The 11,429-nt window shown below is 63.8% G+C and carries 9 protein-coding genes; 4 read left to right on the forward strand and 5 right to left on the reverse strand.

The features are described 5' to 3' along the window. The 3 genes from M729_RS0122815 to M729_RS1000000138505 form a co-directional block, all read right to left on the reverse strand. Entirely contained in the window at positions 1 to 600 is a 600-nt protein-coding gene (locus M729_RS0122815) for a DUF922 domain-containing protein (protein ID WP_027162962.1), read from the reverse strand. Positions 601 to 728: 128 nt separating this feature from the next. After that, positions 729 to 2,408 carry an electron transfer flavoprotein-ubiquinone oxidoreductase gene (locus M729_RS0122820; RefSeq protein WP_027162963.1) on the reverse strand — a complete coding sequence of 560 codons (1,680 nt, stop codon included), beginning with the start codon at positions 2,406 to 2,408 and terminating at the stop codon, positions 729 to 731. Positions 2,409 to 2,471: 63 nt separating this feature from the next. Beyond that, positions 2,472 to 2,618, reverse strand: coding sequence for a hypothetical protein (locus M729_RS1000000138505; RefSeq protein WP_156949323.1), 147 nt, complete (start codon positions 2,616 to 2,618; stop codon positions 2,472 to 2,474). A gap of 10 nt (positions 2,619 to 2,628) precedes the next feature. Here M729_RS1000000138505 and M729_RS0122825 point away from each other — a divergent pair, with 10 nt between their 5' ends. The 3 genes from M729_RS0122825 (at position 2,629) to M729_RS0122835 (ending at position 5,220) form a co-directional block, all read left to right on the forward strand. Then, complete coding sequence (locus tag M729_RS0122825; RefSeq protein WP_013532621.1) at positions 2,629 to 3,273, forward strand: hypothetical protein; 645 nt, start codon at positions 2,629 to 2,631, stop codon at positions 3,271 to 3,273. A gap of 198 nt (positions 3,274 to 3,471) precedes the next feature. Continuing rightward, positions 3,472 to 4,353, forward strand: coding sequence for a uracil-DNA glycosylase (locus tag M729_RS0122830; protein WP_027162964.1), 882 nt, complete (start codon positions 3,472 to 3,474; stop codon positions 4,351 to 4,353). 54 nt (positions 4,354 to 4,407) lie between these two features. Further along, positions 4,408 to 5,220, forward strand: coding sequence for a helix-turn-helix transcriptional regulator (locus M729_RS0122835; protein WP_027162965.1), 813 nt, complete (start codon positions 4,408 to 4,410; stop codon positions 5,218 to 5,220). Here M729_RS0122835 and M729_RS0122840 read toward each other — a convergent pair whose 3' ends face one another. Together M729_RS0122840 and M729_RS0122845 are read right to left on the reverse strand one after the other, a co-directional pair. After that, positions 5,221 to 6,123, reverse strand: coding sequence for a DMT family transporter (locus tag M729_RS0122840; RefSeq protein ID WP_244506971.1), 903 nt, complete (start codon positions 6,121 to 6,123; stop codon positions 5,221 to 5,223). A 71-nt stretch (positions 6,124 to 6,194) separates the two neighbouring features. Continuing rightward, entirely contained in the window at positions 6,195 to 8,501 is a 2,307-nt protein-coding gene (locus M729_RS0122845; protein ID WP_027162966.1) for a xanthine dehydrogenase family protein molybdopterin-binding subunit, read from the reverse strand. A gap of 156 nt (positions 8,502 to 8,657) precedes the next feature. Here M729_RS0122845 and pepN point away from each other — a divergent pair, with 156 nt between their 5' ends. Beyond that, on the forward strand, positions 8,658 to 11,303 hold the full coding sequence (pepN, locus tag M729_RS0122850) for an aminopeptidase N (RefSeq protein ID WP_027162967.1): 2,646 nt from the start codon (positions 8,658 to 8,660) through the stop codon (positions 11,301 to 11,303). The last annotated feature ends 126 nt before the right edge of the window (positions 11,304 to 11,429 follow it).

The following is an 11,429-nucleotide window of genomic DNA, read 5'->3' on the forward strand; positions in this document are numbered from 1 at the left end:
TCAGGGCCTGACCAAAGCGATGACGAGATGCTGGACATGGCCGCCGTCGCGATGCTCGCGCGCATCGAAAGCGAGCTGCTTGGCCTTATATGCGGCATTGGTGGCCTTGATGCGTCGCTGTGCCTCGCGACGTGTCTTGTAGCAGGACCGGTCGTCGGCAATCCTGAGGCCGGAGATGGATCTTTCCGTGGCCCGCATCATCTCCCTGGCGATGCGGCCATGGGTTTCCTCATGGGCGCGGACGCCGGCGAAGAACCGCGTCCAGCGCTTCCGGAGCGTCGGGGTGGTGGCCGAGGCGACACGCGGAAATGTGTAGAAGAGATTGAGCGTGCCGTTGGCACGCCGCAAGCGGCAGACGCCATTGTCCTGGCTGGTGTCAAGGTCCCAATCCACTGCGTAGCCGGTCAGCGCGATGGCATGCGTCATGAAGCCGTGCTTCGGCCCCTTGCGGTCCATAGCTTGGACTAGCGCCAGCCCCGTGTTCCCGGTGATGTCGTAGGTCCGCGTCTTGACCACCACCCTGGTGCCGGCCGAGGCCGCCGAAGCCAGACCGAACAGCGCACCGATCGCCACAAGGCATGCCAGAACCGTCAGGCGCATGGCCATCTCCTTATCGTCAAGGAATGGAACCATAAGCGCGCGGCAGTTTCAACAGTTCTAATGTTCCACATGCCACGGGAGACCCCGAGCCATCGTCGGGACCTTTGCACGCTGCGGCCGGCGCGGGCCTACATGCCCTGATAGACCGGGCCTTCTCCGCCTTGCGGCGGCACCCAGTTGATGTTCTGGTTCGGGTCCTTGATGTCGCATGTCTTGCAGTGGACGCAGTTCTGCGCGTTGATGACGAAGCGCACATCCTTGGCCGTGGGATCGGCGGCGGCGTTGCCGTCCTTATCGACCCACTCGTAAACCCCGGCCGGACAATAGCGCGTCGAGGGGCCCGCAAAGACATCGTGCTCGGAACGCTTCTGCAGCTCCATGTCGCCGACAAGCAGGTGGACCGGCTCGTTTTCCTCGTGATTGGTGTTGGACAGGAACACCGAGGACAGCCTGTCGAAGGTCAGCACGCCATCGGGCTTCGGATAGGCGATCTTCTTGTGCCGGGCGGCAGGCTCGAGCGTTGCGTAGTCGGCCTTGCCATGCTTCAGCGTGCCGAAGGGCGAGACACCGAACAGCGTGTTCAGCCACATGTCGAGGCCGCCAAGGCCGACACCGACGATGGTGCCGAAGCGCGACCACAGCGGCTTGACGTTGCGCACCTTCTTCAGATCCTTGCCGATGTCGGTCGCGCGCCAGGCTTCCTCGTAGGAAGCGAGTTCGTCGTTGGCGCGCCCGGCGCCGATCGCCTCGGCGACATGCTCGGCCGCCAGCATGCCGGACAGCACCGCATTGTGCGAACCCTTGATGCGCGGCACGTTGACGAAGCCCGCGGCACAGCCCATCAGCGCACCGCCGGGGAAGGACAATTTCGGCACCGACTGCCAGCCGCCCTCGGTGATGGCGCGCGCGCCATAGCCCAGCCGCTTGCCGCCTTCGAACGTAGCCGCGATCGCCGGATGGGTCTTGAAGCGCTGGAATTCCTCGAACGGCGACAGCCAGGGATTCTTGTAATTGAGGTGGAGGACGAAGCCGACCGCCACCTGGTTGTCCTCGAGATGGTAGAGGAACGAGCCGCCGCCGGTCTTCAAGTCAAGCGGCCAGCCGAAGGAATGCTGGACCAGCCCCGGCCGGTGGTTCTCCGGCTTGACCTGCCAGAGTTCCTTCAGGCCGATGCCGTATTTGCCCGGTTCGCGGCCATCGGAAAGCTGGTATCTGGCGATCAGCTGCTTGGCGAGCGAGCCGCGAGCGCCCTCCCCGATCAGCACATATTTGCCCATCAGCGCCATGCCGGGTGCGAAACCCGGGCCGTGCGTTCCGTCCTTCTCGACGCCCATGTCGCCGGTGACGACGCCGGTGACGGCGCCTTGCTCATTGTAGAGCAGGCCGGCAGCGGCAAAGCCCGGATAGATCTCGACGCCGAGCGCTTCGGCCTTGGTCGCCAGCCAGCGGCAGACATTGCCCAGCGAAACGATGTAGTTGCCGTGATTGTTCATCAGCGGCGGCATGAAAATGTTGGGCAGACGGAACGAGCCGGCAGGACCAAGGACCAGGAAATGATCCGCGGTGACCGGCGTCTTGAAGGGATGGCCGTCCTCGTCGCGCCAGCCCGGCAAGAGCCGGTCGATGCCGATCGGATCGACGACGGCGCCGGAGAGAATATGGGCGCCGACCTCACCGCCCTTCTCCAGGACGACGACCGAAAGCTCGGGATTGACCTGCTTGAGGCGGATGGCGGCGGCGAGGCCCGCCGGCCCGGCACCGACGATAACCACGTCGAATTCCATGCTTTCGCGTTCGATGTCGCTCATCAACCCCTCCGCACTGGCTTATCCCATTCGGGTATCTTGCTGGCTCCCGCGCTGCATAGCGCATCAATTGACGACAGGAAACCGGCGCATACGTGACAATGCCGTTTTGGCCAAAAAGTCGCGCATTGCGAGGCTGGAAGACTGCTTTTCGCCCGCCATTGCCTGCGAGGCGCGCGTTTTTAATTGTTCGACGGCTTGCTTATCGGCCATACTTCACGCCATGCGCTTTCCTGGGCCAGCCGGCTTTTCATCGACGCGCTTTCTTTTCCCGCCCGGCCGGATCCGCCGGGCGCTCCTTTTGGCCCTTCTGATGCTGGCGCCGCATCACGCTGCCGCCGACGAAGTGAAGGTCTGGGCGGCGGGCGCCTACTCCTTCTCCGACGAGCTTGGCGGCTTCCACATCACCGGCGCCTCGGGCATCGGCACGAAGGACGATCCGTTCGTCATCACCGAAGAGTTGACTTCGTCAACGCCGGTGACGCTGACGATCCGCACGACAAAGCCGATCCAGGCCTTCGGCAAGGCCGGCGAATTCGCCAACGGCATGATGTATATGCGCATCGAGGTGCTCAACAACAGCGGCCAGGCCTGGGTCGAATTCCAGTTCGAATTGCAGGAGATCCTGAACCAGCCCAGCGTGTTCGGCGACGGGCTTTCCTTCGACCAGCGCAACAAGACGCCGGACAATATCCGGTCGAGCAATTTCGCCGATTTCGATCGCGATTTCGAACCCTATGACCGGCTGCTGTTCAGGAATGGCAAGGTCGACCCGCTGAAAACCGCCAGCTTCGAATTCCTGATGACCGACTACACGCCCAGATGGACCTTCTACCTGGTGCAGGATCCGCGCATACCAACGGGCTGACACGATAGGAATTTTTTCTTGACTCGGTGAGCTCAGCTATGGTACATTTTTGCCTATGGTGCTGAGTTGCGCCAGTGACCCGCCGCACAGGCGGGTTTTTCGTTTGATGCTCCATCAGCCAACGCGCCGGCGAGAGGCTCCGAAGGAACCCAAGCTGCCAGCCTTGCAAATTGCCGCCACGCGGACGAATGTGAATCGATGACTGCCGCTTCCCCAACCAACAGACCTGATATCGCCGACCTGCTGGCGTTTTACGCCAGCGTGGGCGTCGACGAGGCGCTCGAAGAGCAGCCGGTGAACCGGTTCGCCGAGGTTGCGCCAAAGCCGATGGAGCGCGCGCCGATCGCAGCGCCTTCGGGTGGCACCGCCGCACCGCTGCGCTCGACGACCGTGTCCCGCGGCGAAGCCGGGGACAGAGCAAATGCACCACCCGTCGCGCGGTCGCCGTCTGCGACGACTGCGGTTCCCGACGAAGCGCAGGCGGCACTTGCCCGCCAATTGGCGACCACAGCAACGACGCTGGACGAGCTTCGCCAGCATATGGCGGCGTTCGAGGGCTGCAATCTCAAGGCCACCGCCAGGAACCTGGTGTTTGCCGACGGCAACCCGGAAGCCGCCGTCATGCTGGTCGGCGAGGCGCCCGGCCGCGACGAGGACATCGAGGGCCTGCCCTTCGTCGGCCGCTCGGGCCGGCTGCTCGACCGCATGCTGGCCGCGATCGGGCTCGACCGCACTTCAGCCTATATCGCCAATGTCATTCCCTGGCGGCCGCCGGGCAATCGCACGCCGACGCCGCACGAAACCGAGATCTGCCGGCCGTTCATCGAACGGCAGATCGAGCTGGTCAATCCTAAGGTGCTGATCAACCTTGGCGGCCCGTCGGCCAAGACCTTGCTCAACACCTCGGAAGGCATATTGCGGCTGCGCGGCAATTGGCGCGTTCACACGACGGCATCCGGCATCGCCATCCCGGCCATGCCGACGCTGCATCCGGCCTATCTCCTGCGAACCCCGTCGCACAAGAAGCTGGCGTGGCGGGATTTCCTCGAAGTGAAGGCAAAGCTGCGAGCGCTCACCTAGCGATAACCTTGCAGGTAATTGAAATGCCGTCCTCACCAGCCTAACCATCCACTCATGACAACAGCCCAAACCTCCGCCGGCAGCCTCATTCGCGAATGGCGCACGCGCCGGCGCATGTCGCAGCTCGACCTCGCCATGGAGGCCGAAATCTCGCAGCGGCATCTGAGCTTCGTCGAAAGCGGCCGCGCCGCGCCCTCGCGCGACATGGTGCTGCATCTGGCCGAGCAATTGTCGATCCCGCTGAGGCAACGCAACCAGTTGCTGCTCGCCGCCGGCTTTGCTCCCAGTTTCGGCGAACGCTCGCTGACCGACACGACAATGGCACCGGCGATGGCGGCGGTCGAAATCGTGCTCAAAGGCCACGAGCCGTTCCCGGCACTCGCTGTCGACCGCCACTGGAACCTGGTTTCGGCCAACGCCGCCATCGCTCCCTTCCTTGCCGATGTCAGCGAGGCTTCGCTGCTGACGCCGCCGGTCAACGTGCTTCGCCTCAGCCTGCATCCCGGCGGCATCGCGCCACGCATCGTCAATCTTCAGGAATGGCGCACGCATCTGCTCGAGCGCCTGAAACACCAGAATGACGCGAGCGGCGACGCGGTGCTGATCGAACTCGAGCGTGAGCTGAGGACTTATCCGTCAGGCTTGAGAGGCAGCCGGCCGTCGCCGGTCGAGCCGAACGCCATCGTGCATCCGCTCAGGCTGGCGCATGGCGATCAGGTGCTGTCGTTCATCAGCACCATCACCGTGTTCGGCACGCCGCTCGACGTGACGCTTTCGGAACTGGCGATCGAATCGTTTTTCCCCGCCGACGAACAGACGAGGACGGTGCTGGTTCGGTTGGCGAAGGAGCGAGCCGAGCTGTCGTAATCACCCTTCAGGCAAAGATGCCTTGCGCGTGCGGGTGCGCTCCAGGCCGAGCTGGCGTTCGCGCCAGATGATGAAGATGCCGGCGGCGACGACGATCAGGCCGCCGACAAGCATATGGAGCGTGGCGACGTCGCCGAAGACGAGATAGCCGACGACGAGGCCTAGGATCATCGAGGTGTATTCGAACGGCGCCACGACCGAGGCTTCGGCATGGCGATAGGCCGCCGTCATCAGGATCTGGCCAAGGCCGCCGCAGAAGCCGGCGGCAACAAGAAGGGCCGCCTGGAGCGGCGTCAGCGCCTGCCAGCCGAATGGCAGCGACAGCAGCGACATGACGCTCGCCGTCACCGAAAACCACAGCACGATGGTCGCCGTACGCTCGCTTTGCACGAGATTGCGCACCAAGAGCATGGCGACGGCCGAGATCGCTGCCGCGACAAGAGCGGCCATGACGCCAAGCACTTCCTGGTCGTCGAGCGCCTGGTCGGAACTCAGCAGCGTCAGTTCCGGCCAGGAGATGATCAGCACGCCGACCAGGCCGACCGCGACCGCACTCCAGCGATACACGCGGATAGCCTCGCCGAGGAAGATGGAGCTGAACACCACCACCAGCAGCGGCTGCGCGTAGTTCAGCGTGATCGCTTCGGGCAGCGGCAGCCGGGTCAACGCGAAAAAGCCGAGCCCCATGGCGCAGACGCCGACCAGGCCGCGGGCGATGTGGTTGAACGGACGCTTGGTGGTGAAGGCAGTGCCGAGTTCTTTCCTGAAGGCCAGGAAGGCGATGATCGGGAAGATGGCGAAGAAAGAGCGGAAGAAGACAATCTGGCCGGCCGGAACGGTGCCTGCGGCTTTGATGCAGGTCTGCATGCCGACGAAGACCGCCACCGACACGATCTTGAGCATGATGCCGGTAAGCGTGTCGTGCCCGCCGGCATCATCGCTGGCTGTGGCCGAGGGGCTGCCGGGGCCTGCTGTCACGCTCCCGACGCTTCTCGGATCGTCGCCCAGATACGCGCCGGCGTTGCCGGCATGTCGATGTGCTTGACGCCATAAGCGCGCCAGAGCGCGTCGGTCACCGCATTGAGTGCCGCCGGGGTCGAGCCGATGGTGCCGGCCTCGCCCGCGCCCTTGATGCCAAGCGCATTGGTGGTCGAAGGCACGTTGCGGGTCTCGAAATGAAAGAACGGGAAATTGTCGGCGCGCGGCATGGCGTAATCCATGAAGCTCGCCGTCAAAAGCTGTCCGTCCTCGCCATAGATAGTGTCCTCGGTCAGTGCCTGGCCGACGCCTTGCACGACGCCGCCATGCACCTGGCCGGCGAGCAGGATCGGGTTTACGGTCACGCCGAAATCGTCGACGATGGTGTAGCGGACGATCTCGGTCGCGCCGGTGTCGGGATCGATCTCGACCTCGCAGATGTGGGTGCCGTTGGGATAGGTGCATTCGTCCTGCACGAACTCGCCAAAGCCCTTGAGATCGTCAGGCGTCTTGGCGGCCTTGGCGATGCTGGAAAAATCGAGCGAGCGATCGGTGCCGACGATGCGGGCAACACCATCGGACAACTCGATGTCGCCGGCAGAAGCCTCGAGCTCGTCGGCGGCGATGCGCTTGATCTTGTTGGCCAGATCCTCGCCCGCGCGGGAAGCCGACACACCCCCCAGCGGAATGGAGCGCGAGCCGCCGGTGCCGCCGCCGGCCTTCAATTCATCGGTATCGCCCTGGCGGACATGGATTTTGTCGATGTCGAGATTGAGCTTTTCCGACAGGAACTGCGCATAGGCGGTGGCGTGTCCCTGTCCGTTGGTCTGGGTGCCGATCTTCAGCGTCACCGTGCCGTCGCCATTGAGTTCGACGAAGGCCGGCTCCGAGCCCGGAAAGGCACAGGCCTCGATATAGGTCGCCATGCCGAGACCGCGGATTTTTCCGCCGGCCTTCGACTGCGCCAGCCGCTCCGGAAACGCTTTCCATTCGGATTGCTCAATGGCGCGCTCCATATGGCCTTCGAATTCACCGGTGTCGTAGAGGCGGCCGGTTTGCGTCCGGTAGGGAAATTGCTCCGGCCGGATGAAATTGCGGCGGCGGATCTCCTCGACGGGCAGGCCGAGATCGTGGGCGCAGGCATCGACCAGCTTTTCCAGCAGGAAGGCTGCTTCCGGCCGACCGGCACCGCGATAGGCATCGACCGGGCAGGTGTTGGTGTAGAGGCCGGTCACCGAGACGTCGAGCGCCTGGATATCGTAGACACCGGTCGACATGGTGACGCCGATATAGGGGATGAACGGACCATATTGCGAGATATAGGCGCCGATGTTGGCGAGCAGGTCCACCTTCATGCCGAGAAAGCGGCCGTCCTTGTCCAGCGCCATCTCGGCCGTGACGAAATTGTCGCGGCCTTGCGCGTCGGTCAGAAAGTGTTCCGTGCGGTCGCCGGCCCACTTCACCGGGCGGCCAAGCCGCTTCGCCGCTTCCAGCACCAGCGGATATTCGCGGTAGACGAAGCTCTTGGGCCCGAAACCACCGCCGACATCAGGCGTGATGACGCGCAACTGGCCCTTCTTGATCTTGAACACGCTGGCCAGGATGTACTGCATGGAGTGCACGCCTTGCGACCCGGTGGTCAGCACGAAGCGCTTCTCCTCGACGTTCCATTCGCCGATCGCGGAGCGCGGCTCCATGTAGTTGCAGACCAGCCGGTTGTTGACGAACTCGATGTGGGTGACGTGTGCGGCCTTGGCGAAAGCCGCTTCGGTCTTTTTCCTGTCGCCCATGTGGTAGTTGAAGGCGCGGTTGGAACCGAGCTCCGGCCAGACCAGCGGCGTGCCTTCGGCAAGTGCATTTGCGGTCCCGGAAGCCGCGTCTTCGCCGTCATAGTCGACATCGATCAATTCAGCGGCATCCTGCGCCAAGGCACGGCTGTCGGCGACGACGAAGGCAACGGCATCGCCGACATAGTTGACGCGGTCGCGGCACAGGATCGGGATGTCGCGCGTCGGCGCCTTGGTGCCGTCCGGCTGTTCCTGCATGACGCCGGATTTCAGATCGCCGAGATGGGCAAGGTCCTTGCCGGTCAGTACCAGATGGACGCCAGGTGCGGCCTTCGCCGCCTCGGTCGAACCGATGGTGAAGCTGGCCTTGGCGACCGGCGAACGCAGGACATAGCCATGCAGGACGCCAGCCGGCTGGATGTCGTCGGTATAACGGCCCTGGCCCTGGATGAAGGCGGCATCCTCGCGCCGCAGCACGGATGCGCCCATGCCGAATTTCGGTGTGACGACGGTCATGGATGCCTCGTGATGATGACAGGAGAACGAACGCCTGAAATAGGCATTGCCTCAGTTTTGTCGAGGGGCCGTTTCGTGTAAAGAGCGCGGACTTCAAATTTCTTGGACCAGCGGACACAATCCGCCGCCAACGCAATCGACAGGAAAACCCACGGAATGCGCACGGACACCGGCCAGGTCTTCAAGCTCGAAGACTATCGCCCCAACGACTACCTCATTCCGCAAACCGACCTCACCTTCCGCCTTTCGCCAGACGCAACGCGTGTCACCGCCGTGCTCACGATAGAGCGCCGTGACGGCGTCTCCGCATCGGCTCCATTGGTGCTCGACGGCGACGGGCTTACGCTCAAGCACATCGAGATCGACGGCAAGAAGGTAAAACCGGCGGATCTGCTGGCGACGCCCGACCAGTTGACCATCCTCAAGCCACCGGTGGCGCGGCGCTTCCAGTTGCTCATCGAGACCGAGGTGGCGCCGGCGGGCAACGAAGCCCTGATGGGCCTCTACCGCTCGAGCCACGTCTACTGCACGCAATGCGAAGCCGAGGGCTTTCGCCGCATCACCTATTTCCTCGACCGTCCCGATATCCTGTCCGTCTACACGGTGCGCATGGAGGCAATGCGCGACGAGGCGCCGCTGCTCCTGTCCAACGGCAACCCGCTCGAAAAGGGCGACCTCGGCGACGGCTGGCATTATGCAGTGTGGCACGACCCTTTCCCCAAGCCGTCCTATCTGTTCGCATTGGTGGCCGGCAAACTCGGCCGGCTCGCGGACAGTTTCGTCACCCTGTCCGGCCGCACGGTCGAGCTCGGCATCTATGTCGAGCCCGGCAAGGAGACGCTGGCCGGCTATGCGATGGACGCCCTGAAGCGGTCGATGAAATGGGACGAGGAGGCGTTCGGCCGCGAATACGATCTCGACGTCTTCAACATCGTCGCCGTGTCGGACTTCAACATGGGCGCGATGGAGAACAAGGGCCTCAACATCTTCAACGACAAATATGTGCTGGCCGACCGGGAGACCGCGACGGACGCCGATTTCGCCAATATCGAGGCGATCATAGCGCATGAGTATTTCCACAATTGGACAGGCAACAGAATCACTTGCCGCGACTGGTTCCAGCTCTGCCTGAAGGAAGGCCTGACGGTTTTCCGCGACCACGAATTCTCCGCCGACCAGCGCTCGCGCGCGGTCAAGCGTATTGCCGAGGTGCGGACCTTGCGCGCCCACCAGTTTCCAGAGGACCAGGGCCCACTGGCGCATCCGGTGCGGCCGCGCCGCTACCGCGAGATCAACAATTTCTACACCGCGACGGTCTACGAGAAGGGCTCCGAAGTGGTGCGCATGATCCGCACAATTCTCGGTGCCGACGTGTTTCGCGCCGGCATGGACCTCTATTTCGAGCGGCACGACGGTGACGCGGCGACGATCGAGGATTTCATCAAGGTGTTCGAGGATGCGTCCGACCGCGACCTGTCGCAGTTCGCGCTCTGGTATCATCAGGCGGGAACGCCGAACCTGACGATCAGTTCGGCGCACAATCCGGCCGCGCAGGAGTTCACGCTCGAAATCGAGCAGTCGGTGCCGCCGACACCCTCCGAAAGCCGCAAGCGGCTGATGCACATCCCGCTCGCTTTCGGGCTGATCGGCGCCGGCGGCAAGCCTGTGCCGTATAGCAGCGTCGAGGGCGCCAGCGTCGAGGACGGCGTCATCCATATCCGCAAGCGTCGCCACATGGTGCGGTTTTCAGGCGTCACCGAGCGCCCGGCCGTGTCGCTCAACCGCGGCTTTTCGGCGCCGGTGACATTGTCCGTCGAGCAGAAAGCCGACGACCAGTTCTTCCTCGCCCGCCACGACGGCGACGCCTTCTCGCGCTGGCAGGCTTTCAACACATTGCTGACCGATGCGCTGATATCAGCGTTCCGCGAGATCCTCGGCGGCAAGCAGCCGGCCTTTGCGCCGCGGCTGATCGAACTCGCCGGCAGCATTGCCGGCGACGAGACGCTGGAGCCGGCCTATCGGGCATTGGCGCTGGCCCTGCCCGGCGAAGCCGACATTGCCCGCGACATCGGCAGGAACATCGACCCCGATGCCATCTATGCGGCTCGCGAGGCACTGGCGCTGGCGATCGGCACTGCGAACCGGGACGTTTTTTCGGGCCTCTACCTCAGCCTTGCCGACAGAGAAGCGTTCAGCCCCGACGCCGCAAGCGCCGGACGACGCGCCTTGCGCAACACCCTGCTGGATTATCTGTCGCTGCAGCCGGGCGGAGCGGAACTCGCTGCCGGGCATTTCCAGTCCGCGACCAACATGACCGACCGCGCGGCAGCACTTGCCGTGCTCGCGCATCGTCACCACGGTTCGCCCGAGGCGGTCGAGGCGCTGGCGGCTTTCGAGACGACCTACGGGTCCGACCCGCTGATCATGGACAAATGGTTCCAGATCCAGGCCAGCGTACCGGGGCCGCAAACCGTCGACACCGTGAAGGCCTTGACCAACCACCCGGCCTTCTCGATGGGCAATCCGAACCGGGTGCGCTCGCTGATCGGCACCTTCTCCAGCGCCAATCAGACCGGCTTCCACCGGGCCGACGGCGAAGGCTACTGGTTCTTTGCTCAAACCGTCCTCGAGGTTGAAAAGCGCAACCCGCAAGTGGCGGCAAGGCTGGCGACGGCGCTCAGATCCTGGCGTTCGCTCGAACCCTTGCGGCAGGCGAAGGCCAGGGAAGCGCTGCTCTCGATCGCCGGCGCCGAAAATCTGTCGGCGGATCTGCGGGATATTGTCGAGCGCACGCTGGCTTAGCCGCTCTCTTCCTTCTCCCCTTGTTGTGGCAGAAGGGAGATCCGTGCACGCCGCCAAGCTGGTGAATTTCAACCAGGACCTGCCAGCAGCGGCTTCCGTTAGGCGCTGCGCCAGCGAAAGCCCATT

Source organism: Mesorhizobium sp. WSM1293, from assembly GCF_000513875.1.
GTDB classification, from domain to species: Bacteria; Pseudomonadota; Alphaproteobacteria; order Rhizobiales; family Rhizobiaceae; genus Mesorhizobium; species Mesorhizobium ciceri.